Below are 25807 nucleotides of genomic sequence, written 5' to 3' on the forward strand. Positions count from 1 at the left end.
TTTCAGACACGGGTGGACTCCGATCGCGTTGCCAGGGCGACGAGCATGGTGTCGGACGACATCTTCGCCAGCACCAGACACACCAGCCGTGCGGCCAGTCCCCGGATCCGGCCGGGTCCGAGGTCCACGGTGGTGGTCAGCGTGACGGCCGTCGCGGAGCCGTCGGGTCGCAGCGTCCAGCGGTTGTTGAAGCGTCGCAGCCGGCGGGGCAACCCGACGATGTCGTAGGCCAGCGTGGTCGGGGCGTCGAAGTCGGTGATGGTCTCGACCAGCGTGAGACGGCCCATCTGCACGCGGCGCGCGGTGCCGATCGGCCCGTCGGGATCGGTGCGCAGCAGGCACGAATGGTCGACACCGGACAGCCAGTCCCCGATCGCCCCGAAATCGGCGAGCGCCGCCCACACCGTCTGCGGGTCGGCGCGCACGATCCGGCGACGACTGATCTGGGCCACCACAGGGCCACCCTACGGTGCGGGATGCGCGATGGTCAGCAGTAACGGGCGAGTCGGACGCTATCGGCCCGCGGCGCTCAACCGGTCGGCCAGTCCCGACGCCCGCACCACGCGCCGTTCGATCGCGGCCCGCACCGCCGCCTCCGAACCGACCACCCGCACCTTCGTCTTCGCGCGGGTGACCGCGGTGTAGAACAGCTCCCGGGTCAGCAACCGCGACTCCTCGTCGGGGAGCAGCACGGTCACCTCCTGTGCCTGGCTGCCCTGGCTCTTGTGGATCGTCATGGCGTGCACGGTCTCGACGTCGGCGAGCCGGCTGGTCGAGAACTCCACCGGCCCGGCGCCCGCGCCCACCACGGCCGCCAGCCCGTGGTCGCGCACGACGGTCACACCGGTGTCGCCGTTGTAGAGCTGCAGTCCGTAGTCGTTCGCGGTGACCAGCAGCGGCCGCCCGGCATACCAGTCCGACCAGATCGGCTCGCCGGTCGCATCGGTGAGCCAGCGTTCGACCTGCCGGTTCCAGTACCGCACGCCGTACGGCCCGCGCCGGTGCGCGCACAGCAGCCGGTGCTCGTCGAGCGTGGCCAACGCGGTCCGCGCGTCGCCGAGGACCGCCGCCTCGCGCAGCCGCAACGCATGCGGCACAAGCACTCTGCGCAACTGCTCACCGGGGTTGTCGGTGTCGACCCACTCGATGTCCGAGCCGCCGTCGCGCAGCAGCGCGATCACGTCGTCGGTGTGGCCCTCCCGGATCGCCGACGCGAGCGCCCCGATCGGCGCGCCGAAGCGGTGGGAGGTGACGAGCCGGGCGATCCGCACGTCGTCGCGCGCACCCAACCCGTCGACCAGGTCGGCCAACACGGCGCCGGCCTCCACCGAGGCCAGCTGGTCGGCGTCCCCCACGAGTAGCAACCGGCTGTCGGGCCGAACGGCCTCCAGCAGCCGGGCCATCAACGTCAGAGACACCATCGACGTCTCGTCGACGACGATCACGTCGTGCGGCAACCGGTTCTCCCGGTGGTGGCGGAACCGCGACGCGTTGTCCCTGCGCCGCTGCAACAGCCGGTGCAGCGTCGAGGCCGTCAGCTCGGGCAGCCGGTCACGGTCGACGGCGTCGAGTTCGGCGATCTGCAGGTGCACGGCCTCGAGCAGACGCGCCGCGGCCTTGCCCGTCGGGGCGGCCAGCGCGATGCGCAGCGGCGGACGGTTCTGCAACGACGCCTGCTCGGCGAGCAGCGCCAGCAGCCGCGCCACGGTCGTCGTCTTGCCGGTGCCGGGGCCGCCCGTCAGCACGGTGAGCGATTGCGACAGCGCGATTTCCGCGGCGACGCGTTGCTCGGGGAAGTCCGCGGCGGGGAACAGGCGGTCCAGGCCCGGCACATCCCCGGGCGGCGACGATTCCAGCAGCGCGAGCACGTCGTCGCACACCTGCTGTTCTTCGCGCCAGTAGCGATCGAGGTAGAGCAGGTCGGCATGCAGCCGCAGCACGGGCGGCGCGCCGGTCAGCGGGCTCGCCCGCACCGCCGCCAGCCACACCTCCGGATCGGGCCACGGCAGCTCCGGCATACCGACCTGGGCGGCCACCGACCTCAGGTCGACGCACACCGATCCGTTCCGCAGCGCACGCACCGCGAACGCGACGGCGAGCGCCACGGATTCGTCGGCGTCCCCGGCCAATTCGGTGAGCCGCCGGGCGACGTGCACGTCGGCGGGTTCGAAGACCTCGGCGTCGGTGAAAGCGGGGGCGAACGCGGTCATGAGCCGCCGGGAGCGCGCAGCCGCACCATGCGGGTGGTCGAGCTCTCGTCGAGTTCGACGAGGTCCTGGCGTGAACGCAGGAAGTCGCTGAACGACTTGAAGCCCAGCGACTTCTCGGAAAACGACGGGTCCATCCGCTTCATCTGCGCCTTGACCGCGGAGTTGTGCAGCCAGTCGGCGTCGTCCTTCTCCAGGCCGATCTGCAGGGCGCGGGCGAGCAGACCCGTGGCGGCGATCTGCGGGTCGGGCTCGTCGGAGTCCGAGTCGGTCTTGCGGCGCCGCGTGCGCTTCTTCGGTGCGTCGCCGGCCTCGGCGGGCGGCGGGTCGGGCTGGGGCACCGGGACGCCGGGCAGCGCGTCGTAGGTGACGAACTCGTCGCACGCCGCCGCCAGCGACCGGCTCGACGCGCCCGCCACTCCGATGCCGACCACATACCGGCCGAGCCGTTTGCAGCGCTGCGCCAGCGCGATGTAGTCCGAATCGCCGCCGACGATGACGACGTGGGTCAGGTCGGGGAGCCGGAACATGTCCTCGACCGCGTCGACGGCCAGGCGGATGTCGGCGCCGTTCTTGCCGTAGGCGGCGGCCGGGAACAGTTGCACCAGGTCGACGGCGCGGGCCACGAGTTGGCCGCGGTAGTTCGCGTTGACGTCCGAGGACCAGTCCGCGTACGCGCGGGTGAGCACCAGGGTGCCGAACGACGACGCGAAGTCGATCACCGCGCCGATGTCGACGGTTGCCCGGGTGAGCTTCTCGGCGAAGTCGTCGGCGGCCTTGGTCTTGTCTCGCTGGAACGAATTGCGCCCGTTGACCTGGTCGTACCGCGAGATGACGATGTTGTCGAAGTCGAGGTAGACCGCGACGCGTGTGGCTCCCGGTTCCGTCACCCGTTCAGTGTCGCGTATCGGGCTTCCGTAGTCAGGAGGCCTGCGGCAGTGTCACGTGCGGATCGCAGACCTCGAGCACCCGGCGCACCGTCGGGTTGCTCACCAGCGTCCACGGGACCTCGGCGCGGACGCAACGTTGACCGATCGTGCACAGCACCGAGAACCCCGCGGTGGACAGGAAGTCGACACCCGTCATGTCGAGGGTCAGCCGGCGCGAGTTCGCGCCCCGGCGCAGCACGTACTCCTCCAGCTCAGGGGCGTTCGACGCGTCGATGGACCCGGCGACGGTGATGCGCACGTCGTATGCGTCGAGCCATTCGGTGGAAAAGGTCAGATGATCGATGGAAGGCATAAGGATCAAGCTCCGGAACCGCGCCGATACGGCGCAAGGGAAGATGTGGGGGGCGTCTGCGAGGCTGGCTCCATGAGCCTTTTAGTGCGACATGCCCGCGGCTGATTGATCAACCTCGACAGACTTTACGCCGGTGGCCCCCCATCGGCGCAAGCCCGCGCGCGAGACGTCATACTTTCGCGCCCGCGTCGAGCAGGTTCGACAGCGCGACGATCAACTCCGCGGGCGGTTGCCAGGTGAACACCCCCGCCGGCTGCCCGTCCGCCATCGGTGTCGACGCTCCGCACATGCCCCGCACGAACAGGTACTGCACCCCGCCGAGATGTTCAGCCGGGTCGTAACCCGGCTGCCGCCAACGCAGAAAACGATGCAGCACAACGCAATACAGCAGAGCCTGCAGCGGATAGTCCGAGTGCAGCATCGCCTCGGCCATCCGGTGACGGCTGTAATCGGCTGCGGTGAGCGGGGATTCGGGTTCACCGAGCCAGTTCGTCTTGTAGTCGACCACCACATGGCGGCCGCCCACCCGCAGCACCGCGTCGATCGACCCCGTCAGATACCCCTTCAGTGACTGACCGCCGAGCGCCCGATCGGTGAGCCGGTCGGCATACGACGCAAGCACGTCGTCGGCGGGCAGATGCGCGGCGAGCAGGCGGCCGACGTCGGCGAGCGTGATGACCGGCGCGTCGGCGCGCGCGTCGCCGCCGGCCAGCGGGAACTCAAAATCCAGTTCGCGCAGACGGTCTCGGAGACCGATCTTCCGCAACGTCACCTCCGGTGCGAGCGGACCGAGCGGGGTGTCGTGCATCGGCAGCAGCGCGTCGGCCAGCACCTCGGGTGCGACGTCGACCGGCCACCACACCGCCTGCTCGCGGATCGTGCGTTCGAGTTCGGCGCGGAAGTCGGTGGCGAACGGGTCGGCGTGCTCGAGCACCGCGTGCACCAGTGACCCGAACTTCGCCCCCGTCGGCAACTCGGCCATCGGCGACGGCACCGCCGCCACCTCGTCGTCCTGCTCGGACACCGGCACGTCGACGATCTCGTCGTCGAGTTCGGCCACCTCGGGTTCACTGGTCACCCCGCCGCCTCGGGAGTCCTCCGCGGCCCGCAGCAGACCCGAGTACGACGTGCGCCGCCACGCGGTGTCGATGCCGCGGTGGAAGTGCCGGACCGCCAGCCCCGTCGGGTGCTCACCGGGGTGGGGTGCGGCGGGTTCGGCGATCTCGGAGTCCTCGAGCACCGGCCCGCCGAGGTCCGCCCACGCGCGCAGCGCGGTCCTCGCGTCCGCGTCGTCGAGTCTGGGCGGGTCGCAGCGGTCGGGCACCACCGCCTCCCCGGGCCGGCGGCCCCGCAGCAGCCGGGACAGCCCGCCGTTGGGTTCGTCCCACGACGGTGCCCACCACGCCACCACCTGAGACTGCGCGCGCGTCAGCGCGACGTAGGTGAGGCGCACGTCGTCGCCGGCCGCCTCGATCCGGCCGAGGCGTTCGGCCTGGGCGTGGTCCGGGCTGTCGTCGGCGCCGATGTGCAGGCAACGGGTGCGGCCGTCGTGGAACAGCACGCAGTCGCGGGTCTGGATGTTGCGGTTGAACGCGAACGGCAGGTACACCACCGGATACTGCAGGCCCTTGCTGACCCACACCGTCATGATCTGCACGGCCGCGGCGTCGTTGTCGAGCCTGCGGTTGCGTTCGGTGGCGCCGCTGCGGTCCTCGCGCTGGGTGCGCAGCCAGTCCCGCAGCGCGGGCAGGCTGAAGTGTTCGCGATGGGCGACCTCGTGCAGCACCTGCGTCAGGTGCGAAAGGTCGGTCATGTGCCGGGCGCCGTCGCGCCACGACAGCACCCGCCTGCCCATGCCGGTCATGTTGGCCGCTTCGAAGATGGCGGCGACACCGCGCTCGCGGGCGTGATCGGCCCACTCCCGCAGCCGGTCGGCGATCTCGTCGGTCAGCGTGTCGCCCCGTGCGGCGAGCTCCTCGGCGGTGCGGCCGAAGAACATCGTGGTGGCCGCCGCCCGCACGAGCCCGGAGCGGTGCGGCTGGTCGAACGCCTCGAGCAGGCACAGCCAGTCGTCCCCCGCCGGGGAGTTGAACACGTCGGAGTCCCCGGTGTAGACCGCGGGGATACCTGCCGCCGAGAGCGCGTCGAAACAGGCGCGGGCGTCCTTGTGCGTCTCGACGATGACCGCGACGTCCTTGGCCTCGATCCGCTTGTCGCAGAACGTCGCTCCGCTGGCGAGCAGCCGGCCGACGTCGGCGGCGAGGTCCCGGCTTATGTGCGGCCGCAGCCTGTCCATCGGGATGACGCGGTCCGAACGGGTGCCGAAGGTGTCGCGCGAGACGATGCGCAGGCGGAAGGGGTCGTTGTGCGGGGCGCCTTCGAGCCGGTGCCCCGGGTGTCTGGCCTCGACGGGCCGCACGACGATGTCGGAGTGGCCGAGTTCGGCGTCGCGCAGCACGACCTGCAGCCGGTCGACCAGGTCGCCGTCGCTGCGCCAGTTGGTGCCGAGCGTCTGCCGGTGCCCGGCCGTGCTGGCGGCGTGCAGGTAGGTGACGATGTCGCCGCCGCGGAACGCGTAGATCGCCTGTTTGGGGTCGCCGATCAGGATCAGCGTCGAGCGGCCGGTGAAGGCCCGGTCGATCACCTGCCACTGCACCGGATCGGTGTCCTGGAATTCGTCGACCATGACGATCGACCAGCGGCGGTGCATGCGGGCGCGCGCGGGTGAGTCCTGATCGGTCAGCGCGTTGGCCAGTCGGGACAGCAGATCGTCGTAGTGCAGGATGCCCAGCCGGCGTTTGCGTCTCTCGAGTTCGGAGCACACCGCCCTGGCGAACTCGACGCGCACCGCGGCCTCCGTGCCGATGGGCGGGTGCTGCGGCCGCAGTTCGGTGCCGGCGTTGCGGACGACTTCGCGGGCGAGCTCCAGCGCCTGCGCGCGGGTCAGCGCCGGATCGTCGCGCTGTTGGCCGAAGTGGGCGAGGTACAGATCGTCGACGATCTCGGCGGTGAGGTCGTCGAGACTCTCCACCAGTTGCACGCCGGTGTCCGTATCGCCCGCAACACCAAGCGATTTGAGGACGAGTTGGCAGAACTGATGTGTGGTCGCGATCGTGGCGGCGTCGAAACCGGCCAGCGCGTCCCTGAGCCTTTGTCTGCGGGCGTGGCGTTCCTGGTCGGAGCCCTTGATGAGGTGGGCGACCAGTTGGTTGTCGCCGACCGTCGATTCGTCATCGAACGCCACCAGCGCGTCGAGCATCTGGCAGCGGACCCGCTCGCGCAGTTCCTGGCTGGCCGCCCGGCCGAACGTCACCAGCAGCATCTGGTCGAGCGTCGCGACACCCTCGGCGATGTAGCGCGTCACCAGACCCGCGAGCGCGAATGTCTTACCGGTGCCGGCACTGGCCTCCAGCACGGTCGTGGTCCGCGGGGCGGGAAGCGGGCCGAGCAGATCGAAACCGTCCATCAGTCGGGGTCCCTCTCGGCGTCGAGCATCGGCACCCACAGGCGGGTCGCGTATCCGTCGAGGCCGGCGGCGATCAGGGTGCCGAGCCAGGCGTTCGGACCCCACACCCGCACGTTGGCGGGTTCGGCGTCCTCGCCGGGGTAGCGGTCCGACTTCCAGCGGAACCGCGCCGCCCGTTCCGCGTCCCCACGGCCGTGGCGCGCCTCGGCCCACGCGTACGAGGTCTTCGGCGGCAGCGGAATCGGCTCACGCCGCCCCGCGTCGTACATGCTCACCAGGTCCCGCAGCACACCCGTCGCGTCCTGCGGTGCGCCCAGCATCCGCTCCCGCGGCGCGGTACCCCGCTTCGCGCGGCCGATGCACACCGCCGCCCAGTCGGCGCCCGGGCGCGCAGCGGTCAACGCCGCCAACTGGATCCACGACCCCAGCAGGTGGCGGCCGTCGAGCTTGGAGTACGTGACGGTGACCGTCCGGTCGCCGTACACCCTGGCGACCGTGCCGGTGACGCGGCGACCACCGCCGAGGTGGAAGTCGACGTCGTAGGCCTGCGGCGGCTGCCCGCGGTGCCGGTGCGCGGCGACCGCGAGCGCGGCGGCCTGATCCCGCAACTCCTGCGCCTTGCGCCAGCCGAGCCGGCCCGGCGGCAGCGACCCGCGCCGCCACTCGGCCTGTTGTGCCTGTTCAGGATTGAGGCCGCGCAGCATGTCGTCGAGCATCCGTTCGCCGACTTGCCATTCGGCCAGCGCGTCGATCTCGACCGGCATCGCGTCCTCGACGGCGTCGACATCCCACGGCAGCGTGAAGTCCAACGCACGGAAGAACCCCTTGACCGGATCCCTGAAGAACCCGATCAGGTCGTCGAGCGCGACGTCGTCCTCCGGTGGCGCGGGCAGGGGATGGGTGAGCAGGCCGGGCCGCTCGGCGCGGTCGCCCGCCGCGACCGTCGCCGCGGTCAGCGCGGTCGAGTCGAACGTGAACGGTGTGCCGGGCACCCCGAGCGCGCCCGGTGTGACGTTGCGAACATCGAAGGGCTGCAACGGATGTTCGACGACGATCGTGTCGCGCACCGGGCTCTCGGTGGTGACGTCGAGCGCGTCGAGCAGTTCGACCAGCGGCACCGCCGGCGGCCTGCGCTGCCCGGAGTATTCGTTGGCGCCGGTGTAGGTGACGACGAGTTTCTCCGTCGCCGCGCCGATCGCGTCGAGCAGCAGTTGGCGGTCCTCGGAGCGGATGTCGCGCTCGCCGGTCATCGGGTCGCGGGCCAGCGCGTCGTCGCCGTCGACGACGCCGAGGCGCGGGAAGGCCCCGTCGTCGAGACCCACCAGGCACACCACCCGGTGCGGGACCGAACGCATCGGCACCATCGTGCACACCGTGAGCGTGCCGGTGCGGAAGTTCGCGCGGGTGGGCCGTCCGGCGAGGTGGCGGTCCAGCAGTGCCCTCACGTCCGGCAGGCGCAGCAGCGTGTCGCGCCGCGCGCCGGCCTGGGCCAGCACGTCGGCGAACTCACGTTCCAGCTGAGTGGTCTGCCAGGTGTCGTCGTCGGGGACCGTGGTCAGTTGATCGATGCCGGTGCGCAGGGCGTCGAGCCACTGGTGCAGAGGTCGTGTGCCGCTGAGTGATTCGACGCAGTGCTGCAGCCGGTCGACGTACTCGGCGAGGCGGCCGGCGAGTTCGACCCTGTCGCTGCCGACGTCGTCGAGGGGCAGGGTGGTGTCGAGCCAGGCGTGGGAGTCGTCGGACATCGCGACCCCGGCGAGCACCCGGTCGAGCCCGAAACGCCAGGTGTTCTGGACGAAGTCGACGCCGTAGGGATGGCGGTGTCCGCGGTCGAAGCCCCACCGGATGTTGGCCTCGCGCACCCAGTCGCCGATCGCGTCGAGGTCGTCGTCGCTGAAGCCGAACCTGGCCCGGACCGACGGCGCCTCGGCGAGGTTGAGCACTTCGGTGGCGGTGGCGCGACCGCCGGCCAGGGCGAGCAGTTGGGCGGCGACGCCGAGCAGCGGGTTGGTCTGCGTGAGTGCGCGGTCGGCGAGTTTGACGCGGAGCCGGTGGGCCGGATGCGCGCCGTGCACCACGTCGCCCAGCCCGAACCCGGCGACGATCAACGGCGCGTAGTGCTCGATGTCGGGGCACATGACGAGGATGTCGCGCGGTTCGAGTGTCGGGTCGTCGACGAGCAGGCCGAGCAGCACCTCACGCAGCACGTCGATCTGCCGGGCGGCGCCGTGGCAGCTGTGCACCTGCACCGAGCGGTCGTGGTCGGGCAGCCGGCGGCCGGCGGGGCGCATCGCGTTGGCGGCGATGTCGGACTGCAGCCAGCCGAGCAGGGAGTCGGGATGGTCGGCGTGGCCGAGATGGTCGTCGGTCCGCGGGTCGGCGGGCAGGCTGCGCTGCATTTCGCGCAGGTCGCGGCCGAGGGTGGCGAGCAGCGGGTGGCCGACCTCGCGGTGTGTGGTGTCGTCGCGACGGCGGATGGGGCCGCGGTGGGCCCGTAGCGAGGTCCACAGCGGGTCGCTGGGATGCGGCAGCCACAGGTGCAGGTCGTGGTGGGTGGCGAGCGCGCCGAGCAGTTCGACCTCGGTGAAGGGCAGTCGGGTGTGACCGAACAGCGACAGGCGCTCGGGGAGGCCGATGGGTGACTTACGCAGTCGCGCAACGATTTCGGCGTGCCGGACGTGTGGCGGGTCGGCGGGCACCCGGTCGGCGAGCGCGCGCCACAGATGCGGTTGCCAGTGCAGGTCGTCGTCGAGGTCCCCGGTGTCGCCGGCGAGCCAGTCGACGAGCAACTGCGGGCGTTGCCGGGCGTAGCAGGCGAACAGGCCGGCGAGGCGGCGGGCGACGGCGTAGCGCCGGCTCTGCCGGAGCTCTCTTTCCTCGCCGTGTTCGAAGTGGCCCAGGTGGGTGGCGAGCGTGGTGCACCACGGTTGGTCGAGGCTGTCGTCGATGACCTCGAGCAGCGGCCAGACCAGGGTGTCGGGCGCCCACGGATCGTCGTCGCGGGTGCCGGTGACCTCTGCGATCAACGAGTGAGGGCTGCGAAAGGTGATGCCCGCGCAGACGCCGTCGTCGCCGGAACCGCGGCCCAGGACGTGGGACAGGCGCTGGCTCAGCCACCGCTCGACCCCTTTGGCCGGGACGATGACGAGTTCTTCGGCGAAGGGGTCGGCCAGGGGAGTGGACAGCAGGGCGCCGAGTCCGTCGGCCAGCAGGTCGGTGCGCTCCGCCCGGTGCACATGGAATGGCATCAACCCAAACCATAGAGCGCGGGTCCGACTAATCGCGGGTAAGGCGGGCATCCCCCGCGTATGGCGACACGACTGACCGAACGATTCGACGAGGCGCTCTCCTACACATCGGCGTTGCACCGCACGCAGCAGCGCAAGGGCGGGGACGTGCCCTACGTGGGGCATCTGCTCTCGGTGGCGGGCCTGGTGATCGAGGCGGGCGGCACCGAGACCGAGGCGATCGCCGGGCTGCTGCACGACGCGGCCGAGGATCAGGGCGGGGAACAGACGCTCGACGAGATCCGGACGAGGTTCGGGGCGGAGGTCGCCGACATCGTCGAGGAGTGCAGCGACACGATGGTCACGCCGAAGCCGCCGTGGCGGCAGCGCAAGGAGGACTACATCGCCGATCTGGGCAAGGCGTCGGACAGCGCAGTGCTGGTGTCACTGGCCGACAAACTCGACAACGCGCGGGCGATCCTGCGGGATCTGCGCCGGCTCGGGCCGCCGCTGTGGGAGCGGTTCAGCACCGCCGATCCGCAGGACCATCTCTGGTACTACAGGTCGCTGCTCGACGTGTACCGCCGGCGCAGCGAGAGCTGGCTGGTCGACGAGTTGGCGCGGGTGGTTCAGGACCTCGGGGAGGAGATCGGCCCCCCGGTCGCCGCGACGGTCTGAGGTCCGGTCAGCGCCGACGGGCGGCACAACAGCCCGACGCCCACCACCGACACCGCCGCGACCCCGAACGCCGCGAACACGTTCACCGCGTCGGCCGCCCCGCCCAGCACCGCCGCCGCAATCGGCCGCGATCCCAGGAACCCGACCAGCCACAGCGCCATGATGCGGCCGCGCAGCTCCTCCGGCGCCCGCTCCTGCACAACGGTGCTCAGCCCGGTCATCGCCCAGCCGAAGCCGAGACCCGCCAGCGCGAACCCCGCCACCGCCACCGGCGTGACCGTCCCGACCGCCAGCACCGCGCATCCGGCACACAGCAGCCACAGCCCGACCGACGACACCCACCCGGCCGCGATGCGCCCGCGCAGCAACGCCAGCACCGCCATGCCCAGGGCCGCTCCGATGCCGAACACCGCCGACAGCGCGCCGACCAGGCGGGTGTCCCCGCCGAGCGCATCGGCCATCGACGGCGTCAGCGTGATCGACGGGTCGGCCGCGAAACCGACCGTCGTCACCGCCAGCAGCGCCAGGAACAGCGGCTTGTCGTGCCAGACGTACTTCAGCGCCGCGCGGACCCGGTAGTCCGCGCCCTCCCGGCGCACCGGGGGAGCGGGGAACCGGACCACCAGCAGGAACATCGCGAAGATCAGGTGCAGACCCGCGCTGACCGCGAATCCTTCGGCGTATCCGAGGTGCGCGGCCAGGTAGGCGCCGATCACCGGGCCGATCATCCGGCCGATGGTCATCGGAATGCTGTTGAGCGCCATGGCCGTCGACAGTTCGCCGCTGCGGATGAGGTTGGGCACGATCGACTGCATCGCCGGCCCGCCCACCACGAAGCCGATGCCGACGAGCAGGGTGCCGAGCAGCACCGCCGCGGCGGCCTGTTCCTCGGTGATCGCCAGCCACACCGCGATCGACCCCGAACCGACCAGGCACAGCAGACGGCCCAGCAGGATCTGGCGCGCCGGGTTGCCGGTGTCGGCCCACTTGCCGCTGGTCGGGCTGAAGATGAGCTGCGGCCCGAACTGCACGACGCCGACCAGACCGACCATCAGCGCCGAACCGGTCGCCTCGTACATGACGATCGCCGAGATGATGCCGTGCGTCCAGACGGCGACGATCGAGAACATCTTGCCCCAGAACAGGGCGCCGAACACCGGGTCGAACATCAACCCGAGCGCGCCGCGGGCCTGCGGCGGTGCGGTGGCCTGTGCGGTCATGCCCGCACCCCGCGTTCGAAGTCCACGACGAGCCGGTCGAGCAGTCCGACCAGCGCGTCGACGTCGGTGTCGGGCCAGCCGGACACCACGTCGGCGACGATCTCGCGGCGACGGTCGGTGACGGCGGCCAGCGCGGCGCGCCCGGCATCGGTCAGGACCAGCACGCAGCGGCGCTGATCGTCGGCGGCGAGGGTCTTCGTCAACAGCCCGGCGGCGACGACGGATCCGACGGTCCGGCTGGCCGTCGAATGTTCCACGGCCATGTACTCGGCGACATCGCCGATGGATGCCCCGCGGCCGCTCGTCTCACACTGCTCGACGGCGCGCAGGACCCGGAGCGTCGAGACCGTGGTCACCGGTTCGGTGTGGTCGAGCAGCTGCCGCCGCCACTCGGGCCGCTGCCGGATGACGTGGATCCGGGTGAGCAGCTCGTCGAGATGGTCGTAGCGGGAAGACGGCACGGTTATATGCATAGCACATACATGTATCCGGACACCACGTCCGAACAGCGCATAACCGGGCGACGGCGGTGGTACTCCCCGGGAGTGGCAACGTCGTCAGGGTTGATCGCCGTCGGCAGCGGACCGGCCGGGCTCAGCGCGGCCGCGGCGTTCCGCGAGCGGCATCCGCATCTGCGCGTGCAGATCCTCACCGCCGACCCCGCGATGCCCTATGCCAAGCCGCCGCTGAGCAAAGACTTCCTCTGCGGTCGCGACCAGCACGTGGACCTCCACACGCCCGACTGGTTCGACAAGCGGCGCCTCGAACTGATCCGCGGCATCACCGTCGACCACATCGACCTCGACGCCCGCGAGGTGATCACCCGCGGCGGGCGGCGCTACCCGTACTGGAGCCTGGTCCTCGCACCCGGCGCCGCGCCCGTCCCCCTCGAGGTGCCCGGCGCCGCGAACGCGCTGCAGCTGCGTTCGCTCGCGGACGCCGTCGCCGTCCGCATGACCGCGCTGCAGGCCCGCACCGCCGTGGTGATCGGCGGTGGGCTGATCGGGTGCGAGGCGGCGGCGTGTCTGGCGGCCAACGGGATCGCCACGACCATGGTGGCCGGCGAACCGGTGCCGCTGCAGCGCCGGTTCGGCCTCGACGCGGGTGAGCGTATCGCGAAGCTGTTGTCGGACAACGGCGTCCGGTTCACCGGCCCCTCGCGGGTGGTGGAGGTGCACGAGGACGGCGTGCTCCTCGACGACGGCGGCGCGCTCGACGGCGACCTCGTCGTCGCCGCAACCGGGGTGCGCCCGGACGCCCGGTTGGCCGAGGCGGCGGGGATCCGCACCCGGGACGGGCGGATCGTCGTCAACGAGCACATGCACACGTCGGCGCCCAACGTCTTCGCCGCGGGCGACGTCGCGCTGGCGTTCAACGTCACCGCGGGCAGGCCGATCCCGACCGAACACTGGCGCGATGCGGCCGACCAGGGGGAGATCGCCGGTGCTTCCGCCGCCGGATATCCCACCGACTGGGCCAAGGTGCCGGGGTTCCACTGCGCGATCGGCGCGGCCCGGCTCAAGTACCGCGGCTGGGGTGTTCCGTACGAGCACAGCCGGCTCGTCGACCACCGCGACGGCTTCACGGTCTGGTACGAGGCGGGCGGTGAGGTGGTCGGGGTGCTCAGCCTCAACGCCGACGACGACTACCGGCTGGCCGCCGATCTGGTGGGCACCCACTCGCCGCTCCAGGTGCGGTGAGCACGGGACATGAGCGCCGCCCGCGCTCGTGACCGGACGATCCGGAGGCTTCGCCACGGATGTGCGCGAATGTGCAACCAGCCGAGGCGTTGCACCAGTTCCTCGGTCTCGAGCCGCTGCACCTGTGAGTATCTCTCGAGCTGGTCGTCGGACTCGAAGCTGATTCCGACCTTCGCGAATTCCCAGCCCATGGCGATGCGCGCCGCCCAGTGTTTGTCCTCGAGCTGGATGCCCGTACTCGGTCTCGGCAGGCCGGCGTCGGTGAGGAACAGTCGAGTGATTGTCTCCTCCCGAGACCGGGCGCCGCCGTCCATCAGCCCGACGGCTTCCCGAGCCGCGGGGATCCCGCGCATGCCCGGGTAGCGGGCTGCCAGCGCCTGAACCTCCGCGGCCGTCACACCCGACGCGGCCGCCAGCGCGTCGAGCACGGCCACCGCCTCGACCCGGGGCAAACGGCGGCCGAGATCGAGAGCGGTGCGGGCCGGAGAGGTGAGGAGGAGTTCGGCTCCGTAGCGGCGGATCTCGTCCGGGGCGATGCGTTCGTCGTGGATCTCGACACCGTGTGCGGATCTGCGGTGCCTGCCGATCACCTCGATGTCATGGTTCTCGAGGGCCCACCGGACGCCGTGCCAATAGGCGGCGGCCCGGCCGGCGATCACGCCCTTCCGTCCTGTCCAGAGGAACGCGGCCACGGCTCTGGCGTGAGGTGTGGGGGGAGCGCCTCTGGGCAGGTAGATGTTCGGGTGGATCGCGGTGTAGTTCCACCGTAACGCGGCCCGCGTCAGCCGCCCTGCGGCGATCTCCTCGGAACCCACGATCGGGTACATGCCGCGATGATGACCGGCCTCACCGACAAGCCGGCGGTTCAGGGCGAGGGAGCCTTTCTCGATGCTGTGCCCGTTGTCGACGACAGGGCTGTGGTGGGGCGGCAGGGACGGGAATCGACGACCGTGGTGTCGACAACGGGCCCAGGGCGCGTGAAGCGATGCCGAACCTCAGAGCCAGTCGCGGCGCTTGAACATCACGTAGAGGATCGCGACCAGCAGCATGATCAGCACCGAACTGGTGATGAACCCCGCGACCGTCTCGATCCCCGGATAGGTGACGTTCTGGCCGTAGAAGCCGGTGATGGCCGTCGGCACCGCGATGATCGCCGCCCAGCCGGTCAGCTTCTTCATCACCATGTTGAGCCGGGCGTCCTGTAGCGACAGGTTCGTCTCGAAGACGGTCGTGATCATGTCGCGCAACGACTCGGTCCATTCCGACGCGCGCAGCACGTGGTCGTAGAGGTCGGCGTAGCGCGGGTCGAGCTCGGGCGAGGTTTTCGCGTCGAAGCGGCGGTGCTGGATCGAATTGACCACCTCACGCATCGGAAGCACCACCCGCCGCAGGTGCACGAGGTCCTTCCGTAGCTGAAACGTCCTGCGCTGCAGCCCACCTGGCAGCTTCGCGTCGGAGAACAGCGCGTCCTCGACCTCCTCGATGGCGTCGTCGAGGTACTGCACCGCCGTGAAATGGCTGTCGACCACCGTGTCGAGCAGGGCGTGCACCAGTGCGCCGATGCCGAACTCCTGCCCGCCGAGTTCGTCGAACCGCTCGGAGACCGCGTCGATGTCGAAGTCCGCCGACAACCGCACGGTGATCAGCCCCTGCGGCAGCACGAACCCGGAGATGCGGTGCACCGCCAGCGTGGAGTCGGTGTCGCTGTCCGGCTCGTGGGTGTCGACGCTGTAGACGGTGAAGAACGTGTGCGTCGGATAGACGGTGGCCTTGGTGCGTTCGGCTTCGGCGACCGCGTCCTCGACGGCCCACGCGTTGAGGCCGAGTTCGTGGGCGAGGTCCTTGAGGATGGCGTGGTCGGAGGCGTAGACATCCGCCCAGACGAGGGTGCCCGGTTCGGCGAGGTAGTCGGATATCCCGGCGAACTCGAACTCGTCCTGCGGTTCCCCGTTCCGCCACACGCGCCCACGGACGTCACTCACGGCGCCCATCTTGTCAGGAAGACGTCATGTGACGTGCATCACTTCGGGCGTAGCCTGGGGTATCCCTCGAAGAAAGAAGGATGCGATGAAGGGCGCGCATCACGATCCCATCGACCATTCGCGGACCTACCAGCCCCGCGCGGGCGAATCGTTCATCGACACTCTCTGGTTTCCCGGGCTGGTGTTGATCGCGCTCGGCGTCATCGGGCTGGCCGCCATCGTGGCCTCGGCCGCGTACGGAGAGACCAGCCTGGTGCTCCCGCTCGCGTTGGTCACCGGCGCCGTGGTCACCGCGGGTGGTGGCCTGATCGCACTCGAGCACCGCCGCGTGCTGCGCATCGAACGGCTCTGGCGCAGCCAGCATTCGGACGCCACGCACCGGCCCGCCGCCTAACCGGGGCGCCCGAGGAGTCCGTGCTCGAGGGCGTACAGGCTCGCCGCGACGCGGTTGGACACCCCGATCTTGGCGTACGTGCGCTCGACATGGTTGCGTGCGGTCTTCTCGCTGATGACGAGCCTCGCCGCGATCTCCCTGTTCGTCGCGCCCTGAGCCACCAGGCACAGCACCTCGGCTTCGCGCGCGGTCAGCGCACCGGATCGTGCCCTGGGCCGGACCGGTTGGCCCGCGGCGTGCAGCACCGCCTCGGCGGCGGCCGGATCCAGTCCGCCGTCGCGCACCCGCTGCTGCACCCGTCGCGCCGCGTCACCGGCCGCCATCTGCGCACGGTACGGCCGAGGCTCGCACGCCGCCTGAAACGCCACGGCCGCCGCCAGCACCCGATCGGGCACCGTGAGCTCCCGGGCACCGAGCCCCCGCGGGTACCCGGCGCCGTCGAGACGCTCGTGGTGGTTCGCCGCGACCGACGCCACCTGCCCGAGACCGGGCACCTGGCGCAGTATCCGCTCGGTCAGGTACGGATGCAATCGCACCCGTTCGAACTCAGCCGTGCTCAGCGCCGACGCCTTCGACCACACCTGGTTGGACACCCCGATGCGGCCGACGTCGTGGAGGTGGCCGGCCCGGCGCGTCGACGCCACCGCCTCGGCGTCGAGGCCCAGCACGCCGGCCGCGGACTCCGCCAGCGCGGCGACCGCACGCGAATGTCCGGCCGTGAAAGGACATTTGAGGTCGACGAAGTCGCCGAGCGCGATCAGCAGGGCATCGAGGCCGGGTGCGTCGAGCCGGGCGTGCCGGTCCGGCGCCTGTTGCAGCGCTGTCGCCCACACGGTCGTGGGCATCGCCAGCACCGCGTCGGGATCGGCGACGAACGCGTCGACGACCGCGGGGTCGAATTGGCCGCCGCGGCGGCTGCGGGCCATCGCCACCGCACCCTCCACGCCGTGGTCGCGGTGATGCACCTCCACCAGATCCGCGAACTGCGCCACCCGCATCTCGACGGGGATCGCGTCTCCGGCGGCGCCGCCGGGCAGTCCGCCGCCGTCGAAGCGTTCGAAGGTGTACCCGAGCACCCGCTGCACGTCGTCGTCCAGGCCGATCCGCTCGGCCAGCATCGACGCCGACGCGCAGTGGGAGTGGATGAGCCGCGAGATGTTGCCCCGCGCATCGGCATACAGCGCCGCCGCGGTCCGCAGCCGCTGCAGCAGCGGTTCGCCGTGGGCGATGTTGGCCAGCAGAAAGCGCTGATACGGCAGCCCGGACCAGTCGACGAGATACGACGCCCGGCGCACCGCGATGTCGTCGCCGAACCACCGCGCGTACTCGTGCGAGTCGGCGTGGCAGCCGATCCACATGATCAGCGTCGCGTAGTACACGCAATCACGTTGTGCCCGTGTGAGTCCCAGGCGGTCGGCGAGCCGGGTGGCGATCAGCGCCGAACGCAGCATGTGCTCGGCGGGCTGGCCGAGGCCGAGGTCGATGGCCACCGACAGGGCCGCGAGGACCTCCGCCCGTGTCGGGAGTCCCGCGGCCTGCACGCGACTGGTCACGAGCTGATTGTGCGCCGTCGTCATGGCCCGGTCATCAGGTCAGCGAAAGCCGGTCGGCGTCACGATGCCGGTGAGTGTCGAACGGGTCGAACAGGCCCTGCCCGACGACGCAGATGCCGCGCTGCGGCAGCCGGAAGTCGGCCAGCCGGGCCTGCTGTGGCAGTGCCCCGGTCGGTCCGAGATCCTCACCGCGCACCGTCGCGGTGGAGCCGGCGACCACCCACACACGCTTGGGGCCGATGCGGAAGTGCTGGCCGTTGGACGACGTGCCCGTCAGCCGGATGCTGCCCGCGCCGAGGACCGGGCCGACCGCGCGGCCGAGGATGCCGAGCGCGGCGCGGTTGGTCCACGTCCGGGCGGGCAGCCGGGTGCCGACGGCCGTGAGGGCCTTGGTCGCGGACGTGGCGGCGATGTCGACCCGCCACCGCAGGACGTCGGGGATCGAGATGTCCAGCGTCCAGGGTGTCGTCCACGTCGCGGTGATGTCGCAGACGACGGGGTCGACGGTGGTGGCGGAGCTGAAGTAGCGCGAACAGCTCTGTGCGCCGGGCGTGGTGGCGTAGAACGTCCACACGCCGTCGGGGGTGCGGTGCCACACCGACAGGTAGGCGGGGGAGAACGACGTCGCGGGGAAGTCGCGGTAGGCGAGGTAGTGGCCGCTGGTGAACGGCAGGCCCATCACGCCGAAGCCGACGACGCGCTCGTCGTCACCGTCGGGGAGGGGTTGGGTCGCGGTCGCCTGGGCGGCCGCCTGGGGAGTGGGTTGTGTGGTCATGCCACCGATGCTGCGGCGGGGGACCCCCGGCGGGCATGGGGCATTCGCCTCAACTACACGGCGATTTCGGCGTGCGCGGTCGCGCTGGGAGCAACCCAGCACGCCGAAATCACGAGAAACCCGCCAGCAGCGCGTGCACGCCGAGCCGCCACCGGCGCTCGACCGAACGGGCCGTCGTGCCGAGCCAGCAGCCGGCCTCCTGCACCGCCAGGCCTTTCGCCATGGCGAGCAGGACGTGCGCGATGTCCACCGCGTCGCCGGTCAGCGCGCCCTCGTCGAGGCACCGCTGGATGCGGTCGAGGAAGGTGTCGCGCACCGCCTCGCCTGCGGCCAGTTCCTCGGGGCCGGGGTCGAAGTCGGCGAACGGGCGGGAGAACATCACCTGCGCCAGCCTCGGCGAGTCCAGGCAGAAGCGACGGAACACCGGTACCAGCGCCTCGACGTCCGCGACCGGGTCGTCGGTCACCGGCGTCTGCGCAAGGTCGCGGCCCAACCGCCGGAACCCCTCGAAGAAGATCGCCCGAACCAGCCCGGCCTTGTCGTCGAACAACTCGTAGACCGCGGGCACCGACGTGCCCGCCCGCTCGGCGACCCGCCGTGTGGTGAGCCGGGCGACGCCCTCCTCGTCGAGCGTCGCGACGGCGACCTCCAGCAGCCGGTCCCGCAGTTCGGGGGTGCGCTGCTTGGCTCGGGGCATGGACGTCCTAGCCGCCGAACTCTGTTGCCAGCCCGTCGATTCCGGCACGGATCGCCTGCACAGCGTGGTCGCGGGCCTTGAGCTTGCTCGCGAGGTGCGCGCTCAGGTGCAGCGTCGAAGCCGCCTCGGCCGCCACCTCCTGCGCCCGCGTGAGCACGGCGTCCTGCTCCACCACCTCGTCGAGCCAGCCGGCGGCGATCGCCGCGTCCCCGGCGAACGTCGCGGCCATCGAGATGCCGCGGTGGAACGCCGCGGGTGTCAACCGCATGCGCATCAGTTCGATCGCGCTGATCGGCAGCACCATGCCGATCGCGACCTCGTTGGCCTGGCAGCGCGAGCGCGGTGAGCCGATCCGGACGTCGCCCGACAGCAGCAGGAACGAACCCATGGCGATGGCCGGTCCGGTCGCGGCCATGATCACCGGCTTCGGGAAGGTCAGGCAGCGCACAGCCAGTTCGAACCCGCCGGTGAGCATGCCGAGCGCGGCCTGCGCATCTCCGGAGGCGAACACCGCCAGGTCGAAGCCGCCGCTGAACAACTTCTGATTGCCCGCCAGCACAACGGCTTTCGAATCGTCTTTCTCTGCGCGGTCGAAGGCCTCGTTGAGGTTGGCCTGCATGGCCGGTGAGAGGACGTTGGCTTTGCCGTCGTCCATCGCGATGGTCGCGACGGATTCGGTCAGGTCGTAGGTCACGGTGCCGCTCATGTGGGCGACGTTACGTAACGCTGTTACGAAAACCAAGAGCCTGGCTAGATCCCGGCGTTATATGGCGATCTAGCCACTCGCCGGAACGGTCGCGAGTACGGCAGGCTCATCGCATGACGCAACCGTGGGATCTACCTGACAACGAAGTCTGTTCCGCCGCACTGCGATTGGTGCTCGACGTGTCGACGCCGTGCATCGCCAACCACACCGTCCGCAGTTACGTGTTCGCCCGCGAACTCGCCGCGGCCAAGGGTCTGCGTAGCGGCGCCGACTACGACGACGAGCTCGTCTACCTCACCTGCGTGCTGCACGACCTCGGCGTCACCGACCATGGCGACGGCGATCAGCGCTTCGAGGTCGACGGTGCCGACGCCGCGGTGCGCTTCCTGCGTGAGTACGGCGTCGACGGCGCCCGGGCCCGCACGGTGTGGGAGGGCATCGCGCTGCACACCAGCGTGGGCCTGGCGGACCGGTTCGGCGCCGAGCAGGCCGTGTCGTTCAACGGGATCTCGCTCGACATCAACGGCGTCGACCGGCAACTGCTGTCGCCCGGGTTCGTCGACCGGGTGAACGCGACGTGGCCGCGCCACGATCTCGGCTACACGATCGCCGACCTGATCGCCCGCGGTGCCGCGGCCAATCCGCGCAAGGCGCCGCCGTTCACGTTCCCCGCCCATGTGCACGAGCTGCTCAACGGCGGTTCGCTCACCTTCCTGGACATGGTGAAGAACTCCGGCTGGGGGGATCAGCCCGTCGACCGGTGACACGTTCGACGGCGCTAGTGCGCGGCGGCGGCCAGCTCACGCGGTGCGGCAGGTGCGACCGGCAATGGCGCGTGCGTGTGCACGAGCCGCTCGCCGCGGGCCAGCCATTCGGCGTCCGCCCATTCGAACCGGGCCGGGAGCCGTCGCCAGTACTGCGGGTGGGCGCGTAGGTACAGCTCGACGCCGGCGTGCACGCGGGCGTCCTCGGGCAGTTTGCGCATCGACAACGGATGGCTGCTGCCCGCGAGCGCGTCGAACTCCGTCGGCGTCGGCAGTCGGCACCCGCCGCGCAACCGCACTCCCGCACGCACCGCGCCGTCGAGCACCCAGTCCAGCGGGATGTCGGCCAGCGGCCAGCAGGCGCCCCGCGTGCCGGCCACGTCGCAGTGCGCGCCGCGGAACCAGACCTCCTCGACGGTGTCCGCCCCGATGCGCTCACCGAAGTGACCGCCGTCGATCGCCACGGCGTGCCGTCCGGCGGCGACGTGGGCGAGGTCGTCGTCCGCCGGGCGCGCGGTGCCGGGCACGGTCACCGCGTCGAACAGGCCGAGATAGCGGACGGGCACGGCCGCGTGGCGCCGGCCGCTCAGCTCGGCGGCCAGGCGGCTGATCCGTTGCCAGTCCGCGGCGTTGCGGCCGGCGCGCGGCAGCACGTAGGTGGCCAGCAGGTAGTCGAGCAGATGGTCGCGTCCGTCGTGCCAGACGCCGATGGTGCCGAGCAGCCGGGCCAGTTCGCGGGCGCACGAGGCGCCGCGGCCGACGCCGAGCAGGACGATCTCGTCGCCGGGAACCCAGGTGTCGACGAGGAAGCGGTACGCCTCGACGATGCTCGTCCGGGCGGCGTCGGCGGCGGTCTGTCGCCATTTGAGCGCGTTCATCCCGCGGGGTTGCGCACCGGCGCCGGGGTCATACCAGGTGCGCTGTCGCGGCGAACTCTCGACGAGTCCGAAGAGTGCGCCGGCGTTGGTTGCGGCGCGTCGGCCAGGTTGGTCCTGTGAACGGTCGAAGCACATCACGATGTTCTTCACAGCGACCCCCGGCTGGTGAACGACTCTGTCCACGTCTCAGTTTGCGCGCTCGCGCGCGTCATGTCACTACTTTGAGTGGACTTTTCGCGAGTTCGCCACGTTTTCTTGACGAAGCAGGGGTTTGAGCGACGAAATCCGTGGCACGTGGCCCCGACAGCTCACGAAACGCTCCGGCGCGCGCGCAACAGGGTGCGCACAGCGAGACGTTTGCGAAAACTCAACCGCCCATCAACATGCGCCACTGGTCGAGATCGCGGGCCCGGTAGACGTAGTTCGACCGCTTCACGTTCGACAGCGCGTCGCTGGGTTCCGCGGAGTACCAGTGACCGGGGAACACCGTCGGGTCGCCGGGCAACTGGGCCAGGGCCTGCAGGCTGCGGAACATGTCGTCGACGTCGCCGCCCGGGAAGTCGGTGCGGCCGCAGCCCTCGAGGAACAGCGTGTCCCCGGCGACCAACCGGCCGTCGAGCAGGAAGCACTGGCTGCCCGGGGTGTGGCCGGGAGTGTGCAGCAGTTCGATGTCGATACCGCCGACACTGACCACGTCACCGTGGTCGTGGGCGGTCAGATCGCTGCGGGCGATCCCGGTGACCCGCGAGACCCAATCCGCCTCGTGGCTGTTGACGTGCACCGGCACGCTGACCCGCTCGAGCAGTTCGGCCAGCCCCTTGAGCTCGAAGCCCATCATCGACCCGCCCACGTGGTCGGGGTGGTGGTGGGTCGCCAGCACACCCGAGAGGTGCATGCCGTCGGCCTCGAGCGCGTCGACCAGATCACCGGCGGCGTAGGCCGGATCGATGACCACGCAGTCACCGGTCTCCCGGTCGCCGATGAGGTAGGCGAAGTTGCGCATCTGCGTGGCGATCATGTCGCCGACGGCGAAGTCGCGCCCGGCGAGCAGTTGGCGGAAGTAGAGGCGTTCGGAATTCGACACGTCCCACAGCCTAAAGCGGCTGGTGAAAAAACCGCACGTCGCGGGGTGTTTAAGGGCACACCCGCAAAAGTGGCATCCGATCTACGCATTTACATAGCGTTCTCGGTGTGCAACTCACCCGATTCACCGACCTGGGCCTGCGGACCATGATGCTGCTGGCCGCCGGCGAGGTCGACGGGCAGCGCGTGACCACCCGCACGATCGCCGCGGGCGCCAACGCGTCCGAACACCACATCGCCAAGGCCGTCGCGCGCCTGGCCGACCTCGGCATGGTGCACGCGCGCCGCGGTCGCGTCGGCGGGCTGACCCTCACCGACGCCGGCCGTACCGCGTCGGTCGGGTGGCTGGTGCGCCGCCTCGAAGGCGACCGCGAGGTCATCGAGTGCGGCGGCGAGGACCCCTGCCCGCTGCTCGCGGCCTGCCGGCTGCGCAAGGCGATGAGCGATGCCAAAGAAGCGTTCTACCGCGAACTCGACCGCTACACGATCACCGATCTGGCGGCCCCCGCACTTCCCCTGGTGTTCCTCGGAGCACCGGTGAAGAACCCCACCGATGAAAGGACCCTCTGATGACCGTCACCGCACACGTTGCCGTCGGCGAAGAACTCGACCCGCAGCACGCGGAGATCATCACCGCCACGCTGCCGCTCGTCGGCGCGCACATCGACGAGATCACGACGGTCTTCTACAGCCGGATGTTCGCCGCCCGCCCGGAACTGCTGCGCAACCTGTTCAACCGGGGCAACCAGGCCCAGGGCGCTCAGCAGCGGGCCCTGGCCGCGTCCATCGCCACCTACGCGACCCACCTCGTGGACCCGAACCTGCCGCATCCGGCCGAACTGTTGTCGCGGATCGGGCACAAGCACGCATCGCTCGGCATCACCGCCGGCCAGTACGAGGTCGTGCACGAGCACCTGTTCGCCGCGATCGTCGAGGTGCTCGGCGCCGACACCGTCACCGCGCCGGTGGCAGAGGCCTGGGACGCCGTGTACTGGATGATGGCCCGCACGCTGATCGAGTTGGAGCGCGGGCTCTACGCCGAGGCCGGCGTCGAGGACGGTGACGTCTACCGCCGCGCCCGGGTGGTCGCCCGTGAGGACGATCCGTCCGGCGCCGTCCTGCTGACCGTGCGCTCGACCACACAGCCGTTCTCCGGCTTCCGGCCCGGCCAGTACGTGTCGGTGGGCGTGACGCTGCCCGACGGCGCGCGCCAACTGCGGCAGTACAGCCTCATCAACACCCCGGACGCCGACGGCGACCTGACCTTCGCGGTGCGTCCGCTGGGCGAGGTGTCGAACTGGATCCGCGCCAACGTGCGGGCCGGCGACGTCCTCGACGTCACCGTGCCGTTCGGCGACCTGCCCGACCCCGAGCAGCACCACCGGCCGCTGGTGCTGGTGTCCGCGGGCATCGGCATCACCCCGATGATCGGCATCCTCGAGCACCTCGCCGCCGTCGCGCCCGCGACGAGCGTGCTGGTGTGGCACGCCGACCGGTCGGCGGCCACCCATCCGCTCAAGGACCGCCAGCAGGAACTGGTCGCCGCGTTGCCCGACGCCACGCTCGAACTGTGGTACGAGGAGGCCGACGGCGCCGACGCCCGCGTGGGCCTGCTCGACGTGAGTGCGGTGGAGCTGCCCGAGGACGCGGAGGTGTACCTGTGCGGCGGCAACGGTTTCGTGCAGGCGGTGCGCGCCCAGCTGCAGGAGCGCGGTGTGCCCAGCGACCGGCTGCACTGCGAGTTGTTCTCCCCGAACGACTGGCTGCTGGCCTGATCGAGCGAGTACGGACTGGCCCGCGGATGGTCGCACTGACCAGCGGTTTGGCGCCTGAGCGGGCCAGACTGTACTCTCTTTAAGGCCCACGGCACGGCCTTGTCCGCGTCCGAGGGTCAGGCCCCCTTAGCTCAGTCGGCAGAGCGTTTCCATGGTAAGGAAAAGGTCAACGGTTCGATTCCGTTAGGGGGCTCGGCGACCGCCGAGTGGTAGGCGCCTGGAATGGCGGTGTAGCTCAGCTGGTTAGAGCGCACGACTCATAATCGTGAGGTCGGGGGATCGAGCCCCCCCACCGCTACAGAGCACGAGCAACGACACGAGATTGTGAAAGAGGGCAGCTGACGTGGCCTCCAGTACCGACGTCCGGCCGAAGATCACCTTGGCCTGCGAGGTGTGCAAGCACCGCAACTACATCACGAAGAAGAACCGCCGCAACGACCCCGACCGGCTGGAGCTCAAGAAGTTCTGCCCGAACTGCGGTGTGCACCGTGCGCACAAGGAGTCGCGCTGATCGGTCGGCCCGTCGGCTTGACGCCGGGGTTCGGCTAGTTAGGTTCAACACTCGTGTCGTTTTTGGACAACTACGTCGGGACGCACTACCGCCATCCCGACCACTATGTCGTGGGCCGCGAGAAGATCCGCGAGTACGCCGTCGCCGTCAAGAACGACGACGCGGCGTTCTTCGACGAGAAGGCGGCCGCCGACCTCGGGTTCGACGCGCTGCTGGCGCCGCTGACGTTCATCTCGGTCTTCGGCTATCAGGCCCAGTTGGCGATGTTCCAGGCCAACGGCATCGCGATCAGCGACGCGCAGATCGTCCAGGTCGATCAGACGCTGAAGTTCATCCGGCCGATCAAGGCGGGCGACACGCTGCACTGCGACGTCTACATCGACGCGATCCGCAAGGCGCACGGCACCGACATCATCACGACCAGGAACATCATCTCGAACGAGAACGGCGACGTCGTACAGGAGTGCTACACCACCCTCGCGGGGCGTAGCGAAGAAGACGGAGAGAGTGGCTTCAGCAATGGCACTGCGTGAGTTCGATTCGGTCAAGGTCGGGGATCAGCTCCCGGAGAAGGTCATCCCCCTGACCCGTCAGGACCTGGTGAACTACGCCGGCGTCTCCGGCGACCTCAACCCCATCCACTGGGACGACGACATCGCCAAGCAGGTCGGGCTCGACACAGCGATCGCGCACGGCATGCTCACGATGGGGCTCGGCGGCGGGTACATCACCTCGTGGGTGGGCGACCCGGCCGCGGTCAAGGAGTACAACGTGCGCTTCACCGCGGTGGTGCCGGTGCCCAACGACGGGGTGGGCGCCGAGATCGTCTTCAGCGGACGCGTGAAGTCGACGGACCCGGAGACCAAGTCGGTGACCATCGCGCTGTCGGCCACCGCCGGCGGCAAGAAGATCTTCGGCCGCGCCGTCGCGGTCGCGACGCTGGCGTAGG

General features: G+C 70.3%; 25 protein-coding genes and 2 tRNA genes. 11 read left to right on the top strand and 16 right to left on the bottom strand.

Annotated features, from left to right (window positions below):
• Positions 1-2: 2 nt before the first annotated feature.
• The 6 genes from AU196_RS18135 to recC all read right to left on the bottom strand — a co-directional run bounded on the left by AU196_RS18135 (position 3) and on the right by recC (position 10163).
• Entirely contained in the window at positions 3-455 is a 453-nt protein-coding gene (locus AU196_RS18135) for an SRPBCC family protein (RefSeq protein ID WP_059096456.1), read from the bottom strand.
• 57 nt (positions 456-512) lie between these two features.
• The gene (recD, locus tag AU196_RS18140; RefSeq protein WP_059096457.1) at positions 513-2210 is read right to left on the bottom strand and encodes an exodeoxyribonuclease V subunit alpha; all 1698 of its coding nucleotides are present in this window, start codon (positions 2208-2210) and stop codon (positions 513-515) included.
• Positions 2207-3097, bottom strand: a complete 891-nt coding sequence (locus AU196_RS18145; RefSeq protein ID WP_059096458.1) for an NYN domain-containing protein — start codon at positions 3095-3097, stop codon at positions 2207-2209. The genes recD and AU196_RS18145 overlap by 4 nt, the downstream gene beginning before the upstream one ends.
• Before the next feature lie 31 nt (positions 3098-3128).
• Positions 3129-3449 (bottom strand): STAS domain-containing protein, encoded by a 321-nt coding sequence (locus tag AU196_RS18150; protein WP_059096459.1) that lies wholly within the window; start codon positions 3447-3449, stop codon positions 3129-3131.
• 169 nt (positions 3450-3618) lie between these two features.
• Complete coding sequence (gene recB, locus AU196_RS18155) at positions 3619-6915, bottom strand: exodeoxyribonuclease V subunit beta (protein ID WP_059096460.1); 3297 nt, start codon at positions 6913-6915, stop codon at positions 3619-3621.
• A complete protein-coding gene (gene recC / locus AU196_RS18160; RefSeq protein ID WP_059096461.1) occupies positions 6915-10163 on the bottom strand; it encodes an exodeoxyribonuclease V subunit gamma in 3249 nt (1082 codons plus the stop codon). The genes recB and recC overlap by 1 nt, the downstream gene beginning before the upstream one ends.
• A 60-nt stretch (positions 10164-10223) precedes the next feature.
• Between recC and AU196_RS18165 the strand changes: the two genes are divergently transcribed.
• Positions 10224-10820 (top strand): HD domain-containing protein, encoded by a 597-nt coding sequence (locus tag AU196_RS18165; RefSeq protein ID WP_059096462.1) that lies wholly within the window; start codon positions 10224-10226, stop codon positions 10818-10820.
• Here AU196_RS18165 and AU196_RS18170 read toward each other — a convergent pair.
• Both AU196_RS18170 and AU196_RS18175 read right to left on the bottom strand, forming a co-directional pair.
• Complete coding sequence (locus tag AU196_RS18170) at positions 10772-12040, bottom strand: MFS transporter (protein ID WP_059096463.1); 1269 nt, start codon at positions 12038-12040, stop codon at positions 10772-10774. The genes AU196_RS18165 and AU196_RS18170 overlap by 49 nt on opposite strands.
• Positions 12037-12513, bottom strand: coding sequence for a MarR family winged helix-turn-helix transcriptional regulator (locus AU196_RS18175; RefSeq protein ID WP_059096464.1), 477 nt, complete (start codon positions 12511-12513; stop codon positions 12037-12039). Before AU196_RS18175 ends, AU196_RS18170 begins: the two co-directional genes overlap by 4 nt.
• Before the next feature lie 72 nt (positions 12514-12585).
• Here AU196_RS18175 and AU196_RS18180 point away from each other — a divergent pair, with 72 nt between their 5' ends.
• Positions 12586-13740, top strand: a complete 1155-nt coding sequence (locus AU196_RS18180; RefSeq protein ID WP_059096465.1) for an NAD(P)/FAD-dependent oxidoreductase — start codon at positions 12586-12588, stop codon at positions 13738-13740.
• On the opposite strand, the gene AU196_RS18185 is transcribed toward AU196_RS18180, so the two are convergent.
• Positions 13686-14567 carry a hypothetical protein gene (locus AU196_RS18185; RefSeq protein WP_059096466.1) on the bottom strand — a complete coding sequence of 294 codons (882 nt, stop codon included), beginning with the start codon at positions 14565-14567 and terminating at the stop codon, positions 13686-13688. The genes AU196_RS18180 and AU196_RS18185 overlap by 55 nt on opposite strands.
• Positions 14568-14735: 168 nt before the next feature.
• Positions 14736-15731 (bottom strand): magnesium transporter CorA family protein, encoded by a 996-nt coding sequence (locus AU196_RS18190; protein ID WP_059096467.1) that lies wholly within the window; start codon positions 15729-15731, stop codon positions 14736-14738.
• 76 nt (positions 15732-15807) lie between these two features.
• Here AU196_RS18190 and usfY point away from each other — a divergent pair, with 76 nt between their 5' ends.
• On the top strand, positions 15808-16116 hold the full coding sequence (usfY, locus tag AU196_RS18195; protein ID WP_059096468.1) for a protein UsfY: 309 nt from the start codon (positions 15808-15810) through the stop codon (positions 16114-16116).
• Here usfY and AU196_RS18200 read toward each other — a convergent pair.
• The 4 genes from AU196_RS18200 to AU196_RS18215 form a co-directional block, all read right to left on the bottom strand.
• Positions 16113-17693, bottom strand: coding sequence for an HD domain-containing phosphohydrolase (locus tag AU196_RS18200; RefSeq protein WP_059096469.1), 1581 nt, complete (start codon positions 17691-17693; stop codon positions 16113-16115). The genes usfY and AU196_RS18200 overlap by 4 nt on opposite strands.
• A 10-nt stretch (positions 17694-17703) precedes the next feature.
• Positions 17704-18444 (bottom strand): hypothetical protein, encoded by a 741-nt coding sequence (locus AU196_RS18205; protein WP_059096470.1) that lies wholly within the window; start codon positions 18442-18444, stop codon positions 17704-17706.
• 109 nt (positions 18445-18553) lie between these two features.
• Complete coding sequence (locus AU196_RS18210) at positions 18554-19141, bottom strand: TetR/AcrR family transcriptional regulator (RefSeq protein WP_059096471.1); 588 nt, start codon at positions 19139-19141, stop codon at positions 18554-18556.
• A 7-nt stretch (positions 19142-19148) separates the two neighbouring features.
• A complete protein-coding gene (locus tag AU196_RS18215) occupies positions 19149-19847 on the bottom strand; it encodes a crotonase/enoyl-CoA hydratase family protein (protein WP_059096472.1) in 699 nt (232 codons plus the stop codon).
• Between the two features lie 113 nt (positions 19848-19960).
• Between AU196_RS18215 and AU196_RS18220 the strand changes: the two genes are divergently transcribed.
• Positions 19961-20611 carry an HD domain-containing protein gene (locus AU196_RS18220; protein ID WP_059096473.1) on the top strand — a complete coding sequence of 217 codons (651 nt, stop codon included), beginning with the start codon at positions 19961-19963 and terminating at the stop codon, positions 20609-20611.
• A 14-nt stretch (positions 20612-20625) separates the two neighbouring features.
• On the opposite strand, the gene AU196_RS18225 is transcribed toward AU196_RS18220, so the two are convergent.
• Together AU196_RS18225 and AU196_RS18230 are read right to left on the bottom strand one after the other, a co-directional pair.
• Entirely contained in the window at positions 20626-21639 is a 1014-nt protein-coding gene (locus AU196_RS18225) for a phospholipase effector Tle1 domain-containing protein (protein WP_059096474.1), read from the bottom strand.
• Between the two features lie 217 nt (positions 21640-21856).
• On the bottom strand, positions 21857-22507 hold the full coding sequence (locus tag AU196_RS18230; RefSeq protein WP_231737648.1) for an MBL fold metallo-hydrolase: 651 nt from the start codon (positions 22505-22507) through the stop codon (positions 21857-21859).
• 173 nt (positions 22508-22680) lie between these two features.
• Here AU196_RS18230 and AU196_RS18235 point away from each other — a divergent pair, with 173 nt between their 5' ends.
• The 7 genes from AU196_RS18235 to hadB all read left to right on the top strand — a co-directional run bounded on the left by AU196_RS18235 (position 22681) and on the right by hadB (position 25806).
• Positions 22681-23142 (top strand): RrF2 family transcriptional regulator, encoded by a 462-nt coding sequence (locus tag AU196_RS18235; protein WP_059096476.1) that lies wholly within the window; start codon positions 22681-22683, stop codon positions 23140-23142.
• Positions 23142-24347 (top strand): globin domain-containing protein, encoded by a 1206-nt coding sequence (locus AU196_RS18240; RefSeq protein ID WP_059096477.1) that lies wholly within the window; start codon positions 23142-23144, stop codon positions 24345-24347. The genes AU196_RS18235 and AU196_RS18240 overlap by 1 nt, the downstream gene beginning before the upstream one ends.
• A gap of 120 nt (positions 24348-24467) precedes the next feature.
• Positions 24468-24540, top strand: a tRNA-Thr gene (locus AU196_RS18245).
• A gap of 31 nt (positions 24541-24571) precedes the next feature.
• A tRNA-Met gene (locus tag AU196_RS18250) sits at positions 24572-24645 on the top strand.
• A gap of 45 nt (positions 24646-24690) precedes the next feature.
• Positions 24691-24858, top strand: a complete 168-nt coding sequence (rpmG, locus tag AU196_RS18255) for a 50S ribosomal protein L33 (RefSeq protein ID WP_011854752.1) — start codon at positions 24691-24693, stop codon at positions 24856-24858.
• 53 nt (positions 24859-24911) lie between these two features.
• Entirely contained in the window at positions 24912-25391 is a 480-nt protein-coding gene (gene hadA, locus AU196_RS18260; protein ID WP_059096478.1) for a (3R)-hydroxyacyl-ACP dehydratase subunit HadA, read from the top strand.
• Positions 25378-25806, top strand: a complete 429-nt coding sequence (hadB, locus tag AU196_RS18265; RefSeq protein WP_059096479.1) for a (3R)-hydroxyacyl-ACP dehydratase subunit HadB — start codon at positions 25378-25380, stop codon at positions 25804-25806. Before hadA ends, hadB begins: the two co-directional genes overlap by 14 nt.
• The last annotated feature ends 1 nt before the right edge of the window (position 25807 follow it).

Origin of the sequence: Mycobacterium sp. IS-1742, assembly GCF_001500125.1 — a bacterium.
Taxonomy (GTDB): domain Bacteria; phylum Actinomycetota; class Actinomycetes; order Mycobacteriales; family Mycobacteriaceae; genus Mycobacterium.